Annotated in this window: 15 protein-coding genes; 6 read left to right on the forward strand and 9 right to left on the reverse strand. The window is 46.2% G+C overall.

What is annotated here, in order from left to right; genetic code table 11:
- Positions 1-124: 124 nt before the first annotated feature.
- Positions 125-1294 carry a M20 family metallopeptidase gene (locus tag AC3ITG_RS22090; RefSeq protein ID WP_413372543.1) on the reverse strand — a complete coding sequence of 390 codons (1170 nt, stop codon included), beginning with the start codon at positions 1292-1294 and terminating at the stop codon, positions 125-127.
- 212 nt (positions 1295-1506) lie between these two features.
- Between AC3ITG_RS22090 and AC3ITG_RS22095 the strand changes: the two genes are divergently transcribed.
- Both AC3ITG_RS22095 and ftsW read left to right on the forward strand, forming a co-directional pair.
- The gene (locus AC3ITG_RS22095; RefSeq protein WP_413372544.1) at positions 1507-1854 is read left to right on the forward strand and encodes a YugN family protein; all 348 of its coding nucleotides are present in this window, start codon (positions 1507-1509) and stop codon (positions 1852-1854) included.
- 13 nt (positions 1855-1867) lie between these two features.
- The gene (ftsW, locus tag AC3ITG_RS22100; protein ID WP_489251370.1) at positions 1868-3154 is read left to right on the forward strand and encodes a putative lipid II flippase FtsW; all 1287 of its coding nucleotides are present in this window, start codon (positions 1868-1870) and stop codon (positions 3152-3154) included.
- A gap of 120 nt (positions 3155-3274) precedes the next feature.
- Here the strand turns inward: ftsW and AC3ITG_RS22105 are convergent, their stop codons facing one another.
- Positions 3275-3637, reverse strand: coding sequence for an Asp23/Gls24 family envelope stress response protein (locus tag AC3ITG_RS22105; protein WP_024631137.1), 363 nt, complete (start codon positions 3635-3637; stop codon positions 3275-3277).
- 183 nt (positions 3638-3820) lie between these two features.
- Here AC3ITG_RS22105 and cax point away from each other — a divergent pair, with 183 nt between their 5' ends.
- On the forward strand, positions 3821-4891 hold the full coding sequence (gene cax, locus AC3ITG_RS22110) for a calcium/proton exchanger (RefSeq protein ID WP_063565584.1): 1071 nt from the start codon (positions 3821-3823) through the stop codon (positions 4889-4891).
- Positions 4892-5082: 191 nt separating this feature from the next.
- On the opposite strand, the gene AC3ITG_RS22115 is transcribed toward cax, so the two are convergent.
- From AC3ITG_RS22115 to AC3ITG_RS22135, 5 genes are all read right to left on the reverse strand, one after another.
- Entirely contained in the window at positions 5083-5376 is a 294-nt protein-coding gene (locus AC3ITG_RS22115; RefSeq protein ID WP_024631139.1) for an Fpa/YlaN family protein, read from the reverse strand.
- Between the two features lie 226 nt (positions 5377-5602).
- The gene (locus AC3ITG_RS22120) at positions 5603-5848 is read right to left on the reverse strand and encodes an HPr family phosphocarrier protein (RefSeq protein ID WP_024631140.1); all 246 of its coding nucleotides are present in this window, start codon (positions 5846-5848) and stop codon (positions 5603-5605) included.
- Positions 5849-5944: 96 nt separating this feature from the next.
- The gene (locus AC3ITG_RS22125; protein ID WP_489251371.1) at positions 5945-7060 is read right to left on the reverse strand and encodes an aminopeptidase; all 1116 of its coding nucleotides are present in this window, start codon (positions 7058-7060) and stop codon (positions 5945-5947) included.
- A gap of 109 nt (positions 7061-7169) precedes the next feature.
- Positions 7170-8036: a hypothetical protein gene (locus AC3ITG_RS22130; protein WP_489251372.1), complete on the reverse strand. Its 867-nt coding sequence runs from the start codon at positions 8034-8036 to the stop codon at positions 7170-7172.
- 132 nt (positions 8037-8168) lie between these two features.
- Positions 8169-10148: a sensor domain-containing diguanylate cyclase gene (locus tag AC3ITG_RS22135; protein ID WP_413372551.1), complete on the reverse strand. Its 1980-nt coding sequence runs from the start codon at positions 10146-10148 to the stop codon at positions 8169-8171.
- Positions 10149-10611: 463 nt separating this feature from the next.
- Between AC3ITG_RS22135 and rpsD the strand changes: the two genes are divergently transcribed.
- Both rpsD and AC3ITG_RS22145 read left to right on the forward strand, forming a co-directional pair.
- The gene (rpsD, locus tag AC3ITG_RS22140; protein ID WP_489251373.1) at positions 10612-11211 is read left to right on the forward strand and encodes a 30S ribosomal protein S4; all 600 of its coding nucleotides are present in this window, start codon (positions 10612-10614) and stop codon (positions 11209-11211) included.
- Between the two features lie 357 nt (positions 11212-11568).
- Entirely contained in the window at positions 11569-14691 is a 3123-nt protein-coding gene (locus AC3ITG_RS22145; RefSeq protein WP_489251374.1) for a transglycosylase domain-containing protein, read from the forward strand.
- A 168-nt stretch (positions 14692-14859) separates the two neighbouring features.
- Here AC3ITG_RS22145 and acsA read toward each other — a convergent pair whose 3' ends face one another.
- The gene (gene acsA / locus AC3ITG_RS22150) at positions 14860-16584 is read right to left on the reverse strand and encodes an acetate--CoA ligase (protein WP_489251375.1); all 1725 of its coding nucleotides are present in this window, start codon (positions 16582-16584) and stop codon (positions 14860-14862) included.
- Between the two features lie 271 nt (positions 16585-16855).
- On the opposite strand from acsA, the gene AC3ITG_RS22155 reads away from it, so the two are divergent.
- Entirely contained in the window at positions 16856-17488 is a 633-nt protein-coding gene (locus AC3ITG_RS22155; RefSeq protein ID WP_489251376.1) for a GNAT family N-acetyltransferase, read from the forward strand.
- A gap of 151 nt (positions 17489-17639) precedes the next feature.
- On the opposite strand, the gene AC3ITG_RS22160 is transcribed toward AC3ITG_RS22155, so the two are convergent.
- Complete coding sequence (locus AC3ITG_RS22160) at positions 17640-18335, reverse strand: 5'-methylthioadenosine/adenosylhomocysteine nucleosidase (RefSeq protein ID WP_489251377.1); 696 nt, start codon at positions 18333-18335, stop codon at positions 17640-17642.
- Positions 18336-18468 lie beyond the last annotated feature (133 nt).

Genomic DNA, 18468 nt, shown 5'->3' on the forward strand with positions numbered 1-18468 from the left:
TTTCTTCCGAAATTGAACCTGTATAATACAACAGTTCGACCTTAACTTAAGCTTTATAAAGACCTAACAAAAAAAGCACCCTGCTCATACCTTGGTATGAATAGGATGCCCAACTATACTCAGATCATTCGGCTGTATATCCTTTAGCCATTGCTATAAATAGTTTCACAGCATTTTGCATGGCATCCTCATCAAAGTCAAACTTGGGATGATGATGCGGATAGATGGCATTCTTCTCCGGGTTGCCTGCTCCGACAAACATAAAGCAGCCAGGAATCTGTTGTAGGTAATAAGCGAAATCTTCAGCTGGCATCAACATCGGTGACTTCTGTACATGTTCTGCACCAAATACATCTACCGCTTCCTTGAAGAATCGTTCCGTTTCCTGCTCATCATTCACGACAGGAGGATATCCCATAATATAGTTCAACTTCGTCTCGGCACCATAGATCTCTCCGGTCTGAGCCACGATCGTATGCACACGTTCCTTCATGATACTGCGCGTCTCTTCATCGAAGGTTCTCACTGTACCCGTCATTTTACATAACTCGGCAATGATATTCTGTGCTGAGCCCGCCTGCATTGTGCCAATCGTCAACACTGCGGGACGCAAAGGATCCACCGAGCGACTGACAACCGTCTGCAATTGCATCACAAGGGCTGAACCAGCCACGAGGCTGTCCACCGTGGATTGCGGCATGCCGCCATGTCCACCTTTTCCTTTGATCTCAATATAAAAGTCATCTGCCGCTGCCATCATCGGTCCTGGTGTGCTCGCAGCTACGCCTACTGGAAGCGGGGTCCATAGATGAATACCATAGATGACATCTACCCCTTCAAGACCGCCGTCAGCTATGACCTTGAGCGCACCACCTGGAAGCAACTCTTCTGCAGGTTGAAACAAAAAGCGAATCTCACCCTTGATTTCATGTTTATGGCGACTGAAATACAGTGCCGTACCTAGCAAAATGGACATGTGACCATCATGGCCGCAGGCATGCATGGCTCCTGCTTGTTGTGACGCATATTCAACGTCCTTCTCATCCTGGATCGGAAGTGCATCCATGTCTGCACGAAGCATTACGACAGGCCCTGGCTTGTCCCCACGAAGGGTACCTATAACCCCGTGTCCGCCTACGTGCCGTTTCACTTCAACGCCAAAGCTCTCCAGCATACCCGCTACAAAAGAGGATGTCTTCTCCTCATGAAAGGAAACCTCAGGATTCCGATGAAGATGACGACGCCATTCTACCATGTGGATTTGCAGGTCATTCCACCATATATTATTTGTCATGTCTCTCCATCCTTTCGCTCTCTATACGGGACTTTCATCAAGCCCGAACCTTCCTCTTGAAACCTATTGCTGTATATTGTAGCAGAATTGGAAGAAAACCGATACGAATGACCGCTTGAAAGCTTGCACGGGAAGGGGAAACATACTATCATAAACTAGAGAAAAGAACGAGATTTATACTCTCGGAAGCTTATGAGGAGGATCAGACGCTTATGATTTTTGAGAATACAGGCTTGGATGGCTTGAAGAGCGACTTGGCATACCTGGATGAGAGCGCCGAGAAAGTCGGATTTGTCCGGTGGCAATGGGAATATTATCGTGCTACATATGACTACAAAATTGAAGATGAACAAACCAAAGCGGAATACTTTGTACGTATTAATACCCGTGCGATAGATGGCAAACTCGAAAAACCGGATACGGTTCTCGCAGTTGAAGCTGTTTATCTTGGAAAAGCAACCTTTCCACATGGTCTGGATTATGACTCTACCGTACCGCAGCCAGTCGTGAAGCTGGCGGCCCAAAAACTACAGCAGCTAAAAGAACTGCTGGAAGCCTAGGCTGGGCCGAACCATGAAACAACAAACGGCCCAAACGAAAACGAAGAGAGGCACGCCGGATTTTCAACTGCTAATCCTCACTTTATTGTTGGTGGGCTTCGGACTGGTGATGGTGTTCAGCTCCAGTTCCAGCATTGCAATTGCAAACAAAAGTTTTAACAATGATGCCCTGTTCTTCACGAAAAAACAACTTATGTGGGCGGTTATCGGTTTAGTAGGCATGTTTTTTGCCATGAATATCCGATTTAACAAATACAAAAAACTTTATGCACCATTTTTCTTACTCACCACGGTACTGCTACTAATTGTATTGGTTGCAGGCAAGAAGGTAAACGGTGCCCGAAGCTGGATTGAAATTGTCGGCTTCAGTATTCAACCTGCAGAATTTGCCAAAATCGCCATTGTTTTGTACCTTGCAGCGCTGATCACCAAAAAAGGTGAACGGTTCAGGGATCTTAGGACAGGATATATTCCCGTGCTGGTCATTGTCGGGTTCATTGCAGGACTGATTATGCTGCAACCGGACTTTGGTACGTGCTTCATTCTCGTGGCTACTTGCGGTCTTGTCATCTACGCAGGTGGCGCTAGCATGAAACATATTCTGGCTTCCATCCTGTTGGTTGTGCTGGGAGCAGCATTGGCGATTGGAGCAAACGCCCTTTTTTCTTCCATGTCTTCTTCAGATACTACGGATAGCACCACAACTACGGAAGCTACGCAGAACTATAAAATCGGGCGCATTCAGGCATTCCTTGATCCATTATCCGATACGACAGGCGGAAGTCTTAACCTCTATCGCTCCCTTGTTGCCATCGGGGATGGAGGCATCACCGGCTCCGGGATCGGACAAGGTACAATGAAGCTGCATTACTTACCTAATGCCTATAACGACTTTATTTTCTCCGTAATTGGAGAAGAGCTCGGCTTTGTTGGAACTGCTCTGTTTCTGTTGGTCTACCTCTACTTCATCTGGCGAGGCATTATCGTCTCCCTTCGCTGTCCCGATCCATTTGGGACGCTGGTAGGTATCGGTATTATGGGATTAATTGCGATCCAGGCCTTTATTAACATTGGGGGCGTAACTCAGACCATTCCGGTGACAGGGGTTACCCTTCCGTTCATCAGTTATGGCGGTACCTCACTCTTTGTGATGATGGTGGCCATGGGAATCCTGCTCAGCATCTCGCGCACCAATAATTTGGACGTCATCAAGGAAGAGAAAACGAAGTCGGTGACGGTTCAGACATCCCGTACCTCTCCCGCACTTCGTTCACGTGAATCCATTCGCCGAATTCGGTAATGTATTGGAAACAGAAAAAGACTTCGCATCGAATTCGATGCGAAGTCTTTTTGGTGTTGTCTATCTAGATGAAGAACCAGGTCAATATACCGCTGTTCTTCCATCACGGATTGCTAAATTTTACAGATCGTCGCCTCTGAAAGATACGCCTTCTACCTTTACATTGACTTCAACAACACGTAACCCGGTCATGGTCTCTACCGCTTCTCTTACATTCTGCTGGAGCATGCGGGAAACTTCATGAATCGGTGTCTCGTACAGGACGATGATGCGCAGATCAATGGCTGCTTCCAGCTGGCCGACCTCCACGCCCACGCCTTTCTGTACGTTTTTACCGCTCAGGCGCTTGGCCCAGCCCTCTGACAATCCTCCAGACATTGCGGCAATTCCGGGTGTCTCCATCGCAGCCATTCCGGCAATTTTCGCCACTACGTCATCGGCAATCCGGATGTTTCCGCCCTCTAGTTGAAGTTGTTCTGCCATGCCACATCCTCCTTCACTTCGTTACTCGTATTTTAAATCCTTTCGACCCCAAAAAGCAAATTAAACTCAAAAAGATGCGTTTACAACCTACCATGATTTGGTTATATTGAAATATGAAAATAATCTCATAAGTGTTTAGTAATATCGTTTAAAACAAAATAATAAGTTACCGAGGTGTTTGTTGTGAGAAACCGAATTTCATCCATTTTGCTGATTGCCACCTTTGCACTCAGCGCCGTCGCCCACTACTTGAAATGGGATTCGATTCTGCAATTCGTCATTTCAGCCATTTCGGTTATTTTTGTGGCCGGTTTTTTAGGCAAAGCCACCGAAAATGTAGCCCATTATGCCGGACAGCGGTTAGGCGGATTTTTGAATGCTACATTCGGCAATGCCGCCGAATTGATCATCGCCATTTTCCTCGTCAAAGAAGGATTGTTCGACATGGTTAAGGCCAGTTTGACAGGCTCCATTATCGGTAACCTGCTGCTGGTGCTTGGTCTAAGTATCTTTGCTGGAGGACTCAAGTTCAAAATTCAGAATTATAATGTATCCCTTGCCGGTCTAAACGGCTCCCTGATGATTGTAGCCATCATTGCCCTGTTTATTCCAGCCGTCTTCCTGAATACCCATTCCATCACACAGAAGGATACGAATACACTCAGTCTCATTGTCGCAGGCTTGCTGATCCTTGCCTACATAGCGTGGTTAGTGTTCTCCATGGTTACACACAAGAACTATCTCGCAGATGTCACTGTAGATGAAGATGAAGAATTGCCGCATGAACATGCACCCGAGTGGTCTAAGAAAAAATCAATTCTCTATCTTGTTCTTGCAACCGTCATGGTTGCCTTCGTCAGTGAATGGCTCGTTGGCACCCTTGAGGTGTTTACAGAACAATTCGGACTCAGCGAACTGTTCGTCGGTGCGTTCCTCGTTGCCATTATCGGTAACGCCGCGGAACATAGTGCAGCCATCATGCTTGCCATGAAAAACAAAATTGGTGCCGCCGTGGAGATCGCAGTCGGCAGCAGTTTGCAAATCGCACTCTTCGTTGCCCCTGTGCTCGTTTTTGTCAGCTACTTTACAGGCAGAACGATGGACATTGTGTTTACAACAATTGAACTGGTCGCCATTGGTGTAGCCGTATTTATCGCCAAGTCCATCACCCAGGACGGTTCAACGAACTGGTACGAAGGTCTGCTCCTAATGGTTGTGTATGTTATTTTGGGTGTATCTTTCTTCCTGGTATAACGGTACTCCCATGATCCTAAATGATAGACAAAAAATAGCGCGTAAAAGGCAGCCTGGAAATCGCATTTCCAGGCTGTTTTTTCTTTTTTTCCTCTGCCTGAACCACATCAGACGAGCTGTTCCGATCCAGGCGCACAAAAAAAGCATGCAAACACCTGCATGCCTTCTATTCTGACCCACGCTATTGCAGGCTATTGCTCATTCTTCTTGTTCAAAGCTTCATATAGAATCGCCAGATTCCGCTCAAGCGCGCTTACCAGCTGCTTACCAGCACCTTCTGGAAGAAGCCCTGCACGAACAGCAAAATCGACTTCCTTGGAGAACCCATACATCTGTGTATCCAATACTTCCTCATAGAGAGGGCAGTAGCGGGTAGCCAGATTCTCCATCTGTACTTCAATAAGCTTCTGTATTTTATCTGCATCTTCTTGAAGAAGACTGATCGCTTTCAAGTGCAACTGGTCCTGCAGATCAGATGAAGTCATGCATTTTTCCCCCCTATGTCCCAAAAATCGCGTAAAGACGTTCTACCTCTAATATTAGACGAAATCAGGAGCTAATACAAGAACCTGACCAAAATAACCATAGATTATAAAGAGCTTTATTCCTGGCTAATCCCCCTATTTTACGGAGGTCTTGCCGTACACCTGAATTATCTCATGCAAAAAAAAGCACCTCTGCCATAATAGGCAGAGATGCTTCTTAGTGCCATTACTCGGATGCGATACTTACATTCAGTCCATGTTTGGCAAATACTTCTGACATAGCTGCTTTGGCTTCAGCTGCATCCGGGCCATGAACGTGCAGTTCATAGCTGTGCGTGCTGATCAGCGTTGTAAACAGTCCGAGAATACTTTTTACATCGATATACTTGTTCTCTGAATGAAGTACGATTGAAGAAGTAAATTTGCTCGCTGTTTGAGCAATTTCAACTACCGCTGCGTTATTACTCGACATAGGAATCCCTCCGTCTTTTCACTTTTGGTATCATCTATTAATTACCACTACATGATACCGTGAATCCGCTTTCCTAGCAACAGCAAAATACTGTTCCTACATCAGACGATCCGGATTGAGGCATTCCAGCTCAGGAATAACGAAAATCCCGTCTTTACGGATCAATACATCATCAAAATAAATTTCGCCACCACCGTAGTCTGGACGCTGGATCAACACCAGATCCCAGTGAATGGAGGAACGATTTCCGTTATCTGTTTCTTCATATGCTTGGCCTGGCGTAAAGTGCAAGCTGCCTGCAATTTTTTCATCAAACAGAATGTCCTTCATGGGGTGCAGGATATGTGGATTAAATCCAATTGCGAATTCACCGATATGACGCGCGCCATCATCTGAATTCAGAATTTCATTGATGCGGTCTGTATCGTTGCTTGTTGCTTCAACAATTTTACCTTCTTTGAAGGTGAATTTAATATTTTCAAAAGTAATGCCGTTATACAGCGTTGGCGCGTTATAACTAATCGTTCCGTTCACTGAATTACGTACAGGGGCACTGTACACTTCTCCATCCGGAATATTTTTTTGGCCAGAACATTTCTCTGCACCGATATCTTTAATGGAGAAGCTCAGGTCTGTTCCTGGTCCAGTGATACGCACTTTGTCCGTGCGTTTCATCAGATTAGCCAATGAATCTTGTGCTTTGTCCATTTTAGCGTAATCCAGGTTACAAACGTCGAAGTAGAAATCTTCAAACGCTTCTGTGCTTGTATTCGCCAGCTGTGCCATACTTGCATTCGGGTAACGAAGCACAACCCATTTTGTATGTTTTACCCGTTGCTCGCTATGTACCGGATGGGAATAAAGTGAATTGTACATTTTCATTTTCTCTTCCGGTACATCGGACAGATCATTCACATTCTCCCCTGCACGGATACCAATGTAACAATCCATTTGTTTCATCCGGTTCAGATCGATCTCTGCCCAGGTTTTCATCATTTCTTCTGTCGCATTTTTGAGCATGGCACGCTGTACTGTTTTGTCAGTCAGCTGTACAAAGACGTTACCGCCTTTTTTGCCTACTTCTTCAATAATTGCATTAATCAGATCACGCTCCGTGCCGATCATCTCAACCAGCACATTCTCGCCGGGCTGTACATCTACAGAGTAGCCCACCAGATTGGCTGCGAGCTTCTGAATTCTTGGATCCTTCATCGTGTAAACTCCTCCTGTCATCCGCTATTCCTGAATTGAACAACGGTAAATTACGATACTATTGTAGCACGCTACAACGATCCCGTCAGCAGGCAGCCCCGCAACTTATCTATTCATAAGCCCTGAAGTTTACATCCGTGACAAGAGCTTCTTTGTTCCTTTTGCTGTTCATGTCCTTATAGCTCACCTGGCTTTCCGAGGAAAGTCGCAAGGGCAAACTAGTTTTCCGATCTACAGTTAGATGATACACCGTCTGTACCTCGGCCTGTTTCATCATCTCTTGCATCGATGTTTCCCCTTGCTCCCACACTTTGTTCAAATCCTTCTCCAGCTTCTCCTGACTACCTCCCTTAACCGTAGTTGCCTTATGCATATACTCTGCCCGAATCGCATTCATCTCGTCGTCAAGCTGCGCGAGTGCCCACGTTTTGGCGTCTTTTGGTGCGAGTTCAATTCGCAGTATTTTCGTTCGACGGCCTGAACCGTACTCTGACTTTATCGTTTTGTTCATACGATCGATACTTTCCATTTGAGCGATGGGATTAAAACGGGACAGCGATCCGCGCAGGGGCTCATGTTGGGCAGTTAAAGCCATCCATTGTCCTTGTTTGCGTTCAAAAGTTGCACTGAATCCACTCGGTTGCCCGTTATTGTTAACAGCGGCGGCATTTACTCCTTTTACTCCCGTTCCGGCAGCAGTCACAGCTCCAGGCAGCCTCGTTTGCAAGGTCAAGCGGTCATGATCCTCCAGCTTGCCCTCAAATTTAAACTGATTTTCGAACAGCCCGTTGCTTTCGCGTCGTAATCCTGCTTCCCCATCAAAACTCAGCTTTTCTTTACCTGCAATTCCTGATAAAGCCAGTGAAAATAATTCCTCAGGAGTTCGATCTCGCTCTAACAATCCACAACCAGGAGCACACAACACAACAATGCTCAGAATCAACAATAGCCCACGTATATACCGACGGTTCAACATGTTCTATTCCACCTTTCCATCAAACTTTCTCCATAGCCTGCCCCTCCCTTATTTGCTTATACTTCCTTCCTTTGGCATCGCCTCTTCAAAAAAATAAAGAGAGGACGACTCCGCAATCGGAATAGTCCTCTCTTAACGTGTAACTTCCTGTTCTTCCATGACGATCCGATTTCGACCACCATGCTTCGCATCATACAAGGCCATATCAGCCCGGTAAAATAACGATTCCACACTAACCTTCTCATCCATCCAGTTCCATTCGGCAATACCGCTGGATACGGTTACGGAAGGCCTTGTTTCTTCAGCAACCCTGGTGCGAATGATTTCCGCATATTCCAGTGCCTGACGAGCACCAATCTGAGGCATATAGATGGCCAGCTCTTCCCCGCCCCATCTGGCGCAGATGTCCTCAGGCCGGACGGAACTTGTTACAATGTCGCTTACCTGTTTCAATACCTGATCACCTGTTTGGTGCCCAAACGTGTCATTCACCTGCTTAAACTGGTCAATATCCACAACAACCAGTGAGCCACAGAATTCATGAGCCTGACGTTCATGGATCACACTATCCAGGTAATGCCTCACATATAGTCCCGTCAGCATATCCAGGTTTGCCAAACGTCGTACCTCGGCGTGAAGCGTTGCATTGGAGAGAGCAAGTCCAATATGAATGGACAGCATCTGCAGCAAACGGTAATTATCGTACGAAAAATACTGCTTTTTCGGATGCCCCAGCAAAATGGCACCCTTCACTTCACCATTCACCCGAACAGGTGAAGCGATCAATGACATCGAGCCGGTAAGATCCATGAAGACCGATGACACTCTATCGTATTTCGCATAATTGGATAGGATGAGCGGTTCTTCGGTTTGATACAGCAACCCTGCTATTCCATAATCAATTGGAAACGATTTGCGACATATCTCATTCACATTGGATGACATCACTTCGAAGTGATCCGTACTGTCATTCAGTTGAAGAATACAACATGATTCAGCCTGAAAGATGTCCTTCAACTCCTGCTCGGAGAATTGATAGATCTCCATTAGCTGCAGGCTCTTGTTCAAACGTTGTGTCAGATCGTTGATTAGACGAAGTTCCTGGATCAACATATTCGATTGCTCGTGCAGCTTGGCATTTTCAAAAGCAGTTCCTGCTGTATCCGCCATCATCGTAATGAGTTGCAGATCGGAATCTTCCATTAACTCCTCATTCATCTCAATATGAAATACACCATAGATCCCTTGTTTACCTTTTAGAGGAAGGCCAACCTCCAGAATACGATGTTCACCTTCATCCGATCGAACAACAATGAGCTTTCCTTCCATAAACGATTGTACACAGATGTCTTCTCCACGTTCATGAACAAGCAACGGTTTAATGCGAGGGTTGAGACTGCTCTGATCCTGAGACATATACAATGTCATTCGGGTTGTTGGATATAAGTAGTCAATACTGTCAAACACTTCATCCAATATGGCGTCCACATCCATTTTGTCATGCATCCGTTGAACGATTTGGAACAGAATCGACCTTCGGTGCTCTTCACGGGCCGTTTGTTCATGAGCATGTAATAGATCCGTCATAAATATGTATTCAAATCTTCGGTAAAAGCAGGTACGATAATGCAATGCCTCCGATCGAACAACGGCTTCAGACGTGTCATCTCGATTTTGCTCGTAGGTTACAGCAGTGAAGACAGCAAACATATCCTTGTTTGTCCTGGAGAAGAGAGGTTCAGCCATTAGGTGGTACTCTCCATTTTCAGTGGTTCCACGTAACGACTGAGCCTGTCCCGTTTCAAGGCATTGCATCACAGTCGAATGTACATCGAGCAATGGAGCCCCTTCAATCCCTTGCCCCATACAGATCCCTTCTGTATTCCATACGTTGTATATTATCGATGATCTGTCTGAGTGTGGCCGCCGTTGGAAATGCCAGTCGGTGTATGCTTGTTGCAGCAGGCTTCCCAAATATGAAAAATCAAAAGGTGTGATGTCCATTTTTTGCATCCAGAATACATGCGCTTCGTGAGGAGCGGCAGAAGATGCGGAATCGCCCGAACTTCGCGAATTCAAGCTGGCTGGTTTACTTCTTAGATGTTCTAACATGTCAGGCGCTCCTTTGCACCGTTTTTGCATCCACTCGGATGCATTAATCTGCAGACGTTATCGCAAACCTGCAAATTCTATGCGATAACCTTAATGTACAAGATCATTTAAAGTTAAGATACAATCTATTTTACTCTCTTTAAAGCATTTTTGCATCCATATTTCAGAAAATTGTCCCATTATTTTAGGCCTAAGGACCTATCGACAAATTTAGACGTTTTTTTGCTTTTATCACAGGCTTGACTTTGGTTCTAGTAAACTGTAAAATAAATTGTTGATGAAGACTACTAATGGGTCTTTAAATTTGGGCATTACCGGTTGTGTCACCCTCATTCTTTTTGTTGCTTTCAGGACAGCGGCTGAACTTTCCTGATCGTTCTATGCGTGGCTTAGCCCGCATCAACAAATTGGAGCGCAAACAGAGCCCTATATGAACTTTAACTAAAAAGGAGCTACTTTAAACATGGCACGTTACACTGGTCCTAAATTTAAATTGAGCCGTCGCCTCGGCATTTCCCTGAGCGGAACAGGCAAAGAATTGAAACGTCCTTTCCCTCCAGGTCAGCACGGAGCTAACCAACGGAGAAAAATCAGCAACTACGGTATGCAATTGCAAGAAAAACAAAAACTGCGTCACATGTACGGTTTGGGCGAGAAGCAATTCCGCACTCTCTTTGCTAAAGCGCAAAAAATGCAAGGTATCGCAGGTGAAAACTTCATGTTCTTGCTTGAGAGCCGCCTTGATAACCTCGTATACCGCCTTGGATTCGCTAACTCCCGCGCTGGTTCGCGTCAGTTGGTATCCCACGGTCACGTAACTGTAAACGGCAAAAAAGTTGACATCGCTTCTTACCAAGTAAGCACTGGCGACGTTATCAGCCTGCGTGAAAAAAGCCGCGGTCTTTCTTCCGTTAAGGAAGCTATGGAAAACCGTTCGCATCTTCCGGCATACGTAGAATTCAACGATACTGCTCTGGAAGGTAAATTTATCCGTTTGCCTGAGCGTTCGGAATTGTCCCAAGACATCGACGAAAAACAAATCGTCGAATTCTACAACCGTTAATCGTTGGAATTTCATTAAGCTTCACACCAAACAGCTGTCCGAGATTTTCTCGGCAGCTGTTTTTTTATTTCAAGAGAAACAAAGAGCAAAAAAGGAGGTCGTACCTGCACCTAATGTATGGATATGGCCTCCTTCCTATACATAGTACATCTATTTACGTCCACTCTCGGACACTCAATGCTTCCACGTTTTACTGAAATTCTCCACGACTTCTCATGATATGTAATTCAATTCCGCATGATATATATTATAATCCAAGAAAGAATGGCAATTTTCGACCATTGCTTGTATTTCTCAGGCATGCAAACCAGCCTTTTTATGCTATAATAAGTGCTGTTAAAAGGAGGAAGACACTGAATGGTTGATGTTAATAAGAAAAAGCCCGATGAACAGCCTGCCCGCAAGCGCAGTTTTGCCCGCAGACTGGGTAGTTTCGTCAAATGGATGGTTGTCCTGGGATTCATGGGGGTACTATTTGTAGGCGGTGCTCTGATGGGATACGTCAGTTCCATTGTAAAAGACGAACCTGTCCGTTCAAGGGCGCTGATTGAACAAAAAGTCAGCGAAAACTCCATCACAGGCTTTGCTTACTTTGCCGACGGCAGCCCGATCGGTCAATTACGAACAGAAGAAGATAGGCGTCCGGTCACCTTTGACCAGATCCCGCAGAAGGTTATTGATGCAGTCATTTCGATTGAAGACAATCATTTTTACGAACATAAAGGTGTAGACATGAGCGGAACGCTCCGTGCTGTGAAACAGAAAGTGCTGAAAGAATCTGTTCAAACCGGCGGAAGCACACTGACTCAACAATTGGCTCGGCGTGTATTCCTCAATCTGGATCGAACCGAGGATCGGAAAGTGAAAGAAATATTACTTTCGCTCCGACTCGAACGTTTCCTGACCAAAGACGAAATTATGACAGCGTATCTGAACAAGGTTCCTTTTGGTAACGGCTCCAGTGGATATAATGTATATGGAGTCAAGGCAGCTGCCAAAGGACTGTTCAATATTAATGATTTGAGCAAATTAAACACAGCTCAGGCTGCTTATCTTGCAGGATTGCCTCAGCTCCCCTCCTCTTACTCTGCCTTTAATGGAAAAGGCGACTTTGTTGAGGATAATTTTGAGCGTGCAATCAATCGTCAGCATCTGGTCTTGCGCCGTATGCTGGAACTGGGCAAAATTAATCAATCCGAGTATGACGAAGCTCTTGCTTTTGACATCAAGAGTTCACTCGCACCCAAAACCATCAAAGCTTACAATACTTATCCATACCTTATGATGGAAACGGAACGACAAGCTGCACAGATTTTAATGAAGCAACTGAATTCGGATAAAGCTGACGGCACTGATGCCAATGCGGATACAGCCAAGGATACGGATGCCGATACACCGCAAAAAGAAAACAGTGCTCTGCTGGAAGAAGCTCAGCAGCAATTGCGTACAGGCGGATATCGTATCTACACGACTATCAACAAGAGTATCTACAAAACGATGCGTACCATTGCCGAAGATGACAGTAATTTCGCTGCTGACGATCCCGTGAAGGGAAAAGAACAGACTGCTGCCATGTTGATCAATCACAAAACAGGCGCCATTCTCGGCATGATTGAAGGCCGTGATTTCCAGGATGAACAGATGAACTATGCAACCCAGATGGTGCGTCAGCCTGGTTCAACTATGAAACCCATTGCTGCTTATCTGCCTGCACTGGATGAAGGACTGGTTCAACCGGCTTCCATTATTGATGATTCACCGATAATTCTGAAGGACGGCCAGACCGGATTCCATATTCCGAAAAATGCCAACAATCGCTACCAGGGACTTGTGACTGCCCGTAGAGCACTCAACTACTCACTGAATGTTCCTGCGCTGAAGCTGTTCAACGAAGATGTTGGTATCGACAAATCATGGGCTTTCGCCAAGAAGCTTGGGATTACCACCATCCAACCGATTGACTACCAAGCCCAGACTGGTGTTCTTGGAGGACTTCAGTACGGTGTTACCGTTGAAGAGCTTACCAATGCCTATGGAGCTATTGCCAACAATGGTGTGTACAATGATTCCTATATGATTAGCAAAATTGTAGACTCAAAAGGGAATATCGTATATAAACACGATGTAGAACCTGTTCAAGCTTTCTCAGAACAGACGGCATACCTGATGACAGATATGCTTCGCACCGTTATTACGGAAGGTACAGCAGATAAAGTTCGTGAAAATTACAAGTACTCCAAGAGTGTGCCTATTGTAGGCAAAACGGGTTCAACCCAAAACTATGCCGATGTCTGGTTTGAAGGCTATACGCCTGATGTCACATTGGGTGTATGGGTTGGATACAAACAGCCGATAAACACGCTAGAGACAAGATCACAGAAAAAACGTGCACAGCAGCTGTGGACCCAAATTATGAATCAAGTCATCGCTACAGATAAAGAAATGTTTGTAACCGATTCGTTCAAAAAACCATCCGGAATCGAGACACGAACCGTATCCGCTTATAGCGGCAAATTGCCAACATCTCTGACTGACAGATTTGTCACTGATATTTTCAATAGCAAGTTTGTGCCAAAGGATAGCGATGATGGCGTCGCAAAAGCCAAATATATCACTTACAATGGTGTGAACTACATTCCGCGTGATGAAACGCCTGGAGACATGACGAAAGAGAAAACCGTCGTCAAGCGTAAGAAACCGATCTCTGATCTCATCAAGGAACTGCAAAGTGCATTCTCACGTATGAGTCGTCACGAATCACTTGCGTATTACCTGCCGGAAGATGCCGATTCAGACATGCCGACACAGGTCGATCCAAGAACGGATAACGGCAAAGCACCAGATGCACCAGGCAATGTGAGAATTTCCGTCGCCAATGGGAACGCCGTGATTACGTTTAATGCAACACCGGAAAGTGACGTGGTTGGTTATCGCCTGTATCGCTCAGTAAATGGCGCCGGATTCCAGAATCAGGGGCAGGTTGTCCTGACAGGTGAGTCCAGATCATTTACTGCATATGCACAAGGTGGAAACTTTGCGTTCTACGTTACAGCAGTGGATGTAGCTGGTCGTGAGTCTGCTCCTAGCGCAGCAGTTAGCAGTGCAGGAATAGTAGAGCCTCCTTCAGATGAAGAAATAAATGAACCGATTAATGTTCCAGGTACAGTCGTTACACCGGAAGATTCCCAGAATGAGAACGCCGCAACTACGGCTCCGGCTACACCTAGCCAAGTGAGCGTGTCGGCGCTTTCCCAAGGACTGCGTATTCAGTGGGCCTCCAATCCGGAATCGGATGGCGTTCAAAGTTATGCTGTATATTTTAGTGAGACAGGGGCAGCCCCTTACACCAAAATTGGCACAACTTCAGGTACCTCCATGGACTACGGAGTACCTGCATCTACCAGTGGATGGTTCAAGGTATCTGCCAGCAACAGCATAGGCGAATCTGAGCCGTCAGGAGCCGTGCATTTCCAACCGTAATACAGAGTTATCATGACTCCACTCTTAACCCCATTCTCGCATCATGAGGATGGGGTTTTGTTATTCATTGATCCCAAAAGTAAAAGCCTGATCCGCAATGAGATACGGATCAGGCTTTGAATTGGAATCATGGGACATGCAGGCACGTTGTATCCGCTGGTTTACTCTTTAGTCTTCAATGGTCGATAGATCACCTGTCGGCAGATCCAACTCCCAAGCTTTCAACACACGGCGCATAATCTTGCCAGAGCGAGTCTTGGGCAGTTTATCCTTGAACTCAATCTCACGTGGAGCGGCGTGAGCAGACAAGCCTTCTTTTACAAATCGATAGATCTCTTCCTTCAGCTCCGGTGTCGGCTCATACCCCTCACGCAGTGCCACAAAGGCCTTAATGATCTCTCCGCGGGTTACATCCGGTTTGCCGATAACGCCCGCCTCTGCTACCGCAGGGTGCTCTACGAGCTTGCTCTCCACCTCAAAGGGGCCAATACGTTCGCCTGAAGAGTTAATGACATCATCAATCCGGCCCTGGAACCAAAAGTAGCCATCTTCGTCCATATAAGCGGAATCACCGGATACATACCAGCCAGAAAGTCGGAAGTACTCCTCGTATTTGGCCGGGTTATTCCAGATCTTCGCCATCATGGACGGCCAGGAAGTACGAATAGCCAGGTTACCCATACTGTATGGCGGCAGTTCCTGTCCTCGATCGTCAATAATGGCGGCTACAATTCCTGGTAATGGACGACCCATGGAACCTGGTTTGATTGGCATGCCCGGGTAGTTACAGATTAATTGTCCACCCGTCTCCGTCATCCACCAGGTATCATGAATTCGCTGTCCATAGGCTTTCCAGCCCCAACGTACAACTTCGGGATTAAGCGGCTCACCCACAGACATGACGTGATGGAGACTGCTCAGATCATGCTGGGCAATGGTCTCTTCGCCCGCTCCCATCAACATGCGGAAAGCCGTCGGCGCACTGTACCATACGCTGACTTTGTTTTTCTCAATGGTGCTGTACCAGTCTTGCGGACTGAAACGTCCTCCACGAATAACGTTGGTCACACCATTCAACCATGGTGCAAAAATCCCGTAGGAGGTACCTGTTACCCAACCCGGATCGGCTGTGCACCAGTATACGTCATCCTCGCGCAAATCGAGTACAACCTTGCCGGTGTAATAATGCTGAATCATCGCATTCTGCACATGATATACACCTTTCGGTTTGCCTGTAGAGCCGGAAGTATAGTGAATCAGCAGACCGTCTTCGCGAGTCAGCCACTCCACTTCCATATCATCCGAAGCTGCGGACATCTCTGCATCAAAGTCGATGAGTCCTTCTTCCGTCTGCGGACCGCCACCCACAACAAAAATATGCTTCAGTTCAGGCAATTCGGAACGTTTGATTCGTCCCAGCAATTGAGGGGTCGTCACCAGTGCCACAGCTCCGCTATCCTCCAGCCGGTCCTTCACCGCAGTTTCCATGAAGGCTTCAAATAGCGGACCTGCAACAGCCCCAACCTTCAATATGCCCAACAGACTAAAATAGAGCTCAGGACTGCGAGGCATAAAAATAAATACACGATCACTCTTAGCAATACCATATTTGCGCAGAACGTTACCGAAGCGACTCGACTGCTCACTCAAGTCAGCAAACGTGTATGCCTCTTCACGAGAAGCATCACTGTATAATAGCGCCGTTCTTCCGCCTCTTCCTTCCAGCACATGACGATCTATCGCTTCATGCGCCATGTTGACTTTCCCGCTGGCGTGCCACGTAAAGTGCCTTTCAACCGTTTCCCAATCAAACCGGCTTCGGGCCTCCGTGTAATCGCCCAGATTAGATTCAGACACAACCGTTTGCAGCATCTCACCATGTGCTTGACTCATGCTTGCCAGCCTCCTTCAACTCGACATTTCGATTCCCAATATGGGTCACTTCTGATTGCCTTTGTGTTGACTGAACTTCCAGTTAGCGCTTACATTAGTAGAGAGAACTTCTCATCATGTACTTGCCAGGCCAAACCGATGAACCCAAACTGCAGTTGAATTGTGAACATTTTTTGTCTACGCAATTATAGCAAATCTTTTCAATCATCGTCTATGGCTTTTCAAATTTTTGGTTTTTTGCTATAAGTAGGGGGAGAGAGGAGCATGAACTATGGAGCATATTAAGGAGCATCATATGCGTTCCATCTTCAAGTCCGGCCACCGAATCATCATTGAGGGACCAGTTCAGGCCGAGACGATTAAGCAACTTGAATTTCATTCCGATCTGGATGCCTTCCGGCGCCCTTTGGAACAACAGGAGGCATTGGCCGAAATTGCCGCTTTGCCTGAAGGTCGAATCATCATAGCACGGGAAAATGAGACCATTGTCGGTTATGTGACTTTCCATTATGCAGATGAATGCGAGCGTTGGTCGGAAGGCAATATGACCGATCTAATTGAGCTGGGCGCCATTGAGGTTGCTGATTCCTATCGTTCTCTCGGGATTGGGCGCGAAATGCTGCTCACCGCGTTTGAAAATGGACAGATGGAGAAATATATCATATTCACAACGGAATATTATTGGCACTGGGATTTGAAGGGCAGTGGCCTTTCCGTATGGGATTACCGCAAGATGATGGAAAAATTGATGCAAACCGTAGATATGACATGGTACGCCACCGATGATCCCGAGATTTGTTCACATCCGGCAAACTGCCTCATGGTCCGCATTGGCAGCCAAGTACCCCTGGAATCGGAAGAACAGTTCGACCGCGTGCGATTCCGCCATCGTTTTATGTACTAATCACGAATTCACATGGATGATTCCGAATACGTATACATAGAAAAACCGCCTCTTCGTGAACAGGTTCATCATGGATGATCTGCAACGAAGAAGCGGTTTTTTGTTGCTTTTTAACCCTTTATCATGCTCAACATGCGTATACCATATGGGGTTACATATGTTCCAGCATATGTTCTACAATACGGTGAGAGCGCTGGGAAGACTCCACAGTAAACTCGGCAAAGTTCACATGTGCTGATCCATCTGCTTTGTCAGACATTGCGCGAAGTATAACAAACGGAACACGGTTCATGAAGCTCACTTGCGCTACGGCAGCTCCCTCCATTTCCGCACATGCCCCATTCATTTCGGTATACAGCATTTTCACCGTATCCTTGCTTGCAATGAATTGATCTCCTGACAGCACTTTGCCGATCAGATAGTTCGCGTCCTGCGCTTTGCAGGCTTCTTCAGCTAACTCGATAAGTGATGCTTCCGCTGGAAAGGCGGACGTCTCCTGGTAAGGAATAACCCCGCGCTCAAATCCAAGTGGGGTTACATCCATATCATGCTGTACACATTCGGACGAGATGACCATATCTCCAATATTCAACTCTGGATTAACTGCACCCGCGACACCTGTGAAAATAATACGGTTAACCTGAAAACGATCAATCAAAATCTGTGTCGTCACAGCCGCATTTACTTTACCCACGCCTGATTTGCAGACCACAATCTGCTTACCCAGCCATTCGCCTGCAACATAGGTAATACCGGTTTGTTTTACAGTCTCTAGTTGCTTCATACCAGCCAAGAGAAGTTCTACTTCCTCATCCATTGCACCAATGATACCGATTGATTCTCGCATGTTCTAACCTCCTGTATACATTTTGCATATTAACCTGGACATGTTTCCCTCCAAGTATGTTTTTCCGTCTAGGTTCAGAGCCCCACTCAGCACAAAAGCTCCGTTTCCGGAGCTTCCGTAATTCCACTATGTA

The organism is Paenibacillus sp. GL_099_B, assembly GCF_057835695.1.

Excerpts from the sequence above, each read along its gene's own strand:
- AC3ITG_RS22090 (WP_413372543.1), bottom strand. The coding sequence starts at position 1,294 with ATGACAAATAATATATGGTGGAATGACCTGCAAATCCACATGGTAGAA.
- AC3ITG_RS22095 (WP_413372544.1), top strand. The coding sequence starts at position 1,507 with ATGATTTTTGAGAATACAGGCTTGGATGGCTTGAAGAGCGACTTGGCA.
- ftsW (WP_489251370.1), top strand. The coding sequence starts at position 1,868 with ATGAAACAACAAACGGCCCAAACGAAAACGAAGAGAGGCACGCCGGAT.
- AC3ITG_RS22105 (WP_024631137.1), bottom strand. The coding sequence starts at position 3,637 with ATGGCAGAACAACTTCAACTAGAGGGCGGAAACATCCGGATTGCCGAT.
- AC3ITG_RS22115 (WP_024631139.1), bottom strand. The coding sequence starts at position 5,376 with ATGACTTCATCTGATCTGCAGGACCAGTTGCACTTGAAAGCGATCAGT.
- AC3ITG_RS22120 (WP_024631140.1), bottom strand. The coding sequence starts at position 5,848 with ATGTCGAGTAATAACGCAGCGGTAGTTGAAATTGCTCAAACAGCGAGC.
- AC3ITG_RS22125 (WP_489251371.1), bottom strand. The coding sequence starts at position 7,060 with ATGAAGGATCCAAGAATTCAGAAGCTCGCAGCCAATCTGGTGGGCTAC.
- AC3ITG_RS22130 (WP_489251372.1), bottom strand. The coding sequence starts at position 8,036 with ATGTTGAACCGTCGGTATATACGTGGGCTATTGTTGATTCTGAGCATT.
- AC3ITG_RS22135 (WP_413372551.1), bottom strand. The coding sequence starts at position 10,148 with ATGTTAGAACATCTAAGAAGTAAACCAGCCAGCTTGAATTCGCGAAGT.
- rpsD (WP_489251373.1), top strand. The coding sequence starts at position 10,612 with ATGGCACGTTACACTGGTCCTAAATTTAAATTGAGCCGTCGCCTCGGC.
- AC3ITG_RS22145 (WP_489251374.1), top strand. The coding sequence starts at position 11,569 with ATGGTTGATGTTAATAAGAAAAAGCCCGATGAACAGCCTGCCCGCAAG.
- acsA (WP_489251375.1), bottom strand. The coding sequence starts at position 16,584 with ATGAGTCAAGCACATGGTGAGATGCTGCAAACGGTTGTGTCTGAATCT.
- AC3ITG_RS22155 (WP_489251376.1), top strand. The coding sequence starts at position 16,856 with ATGGAGCATATTAAGGAGCATCATATGCGTTCCATCTTCAAGTCCGGC.
- AC3ITG_RS22160 (WP_489251377.1), bottom strand. The coding sequence starts at position 18,335 with ATGCGAGAATCAATCGGTATCATTGGTGCAATGGATGAGGAAGTAGAA.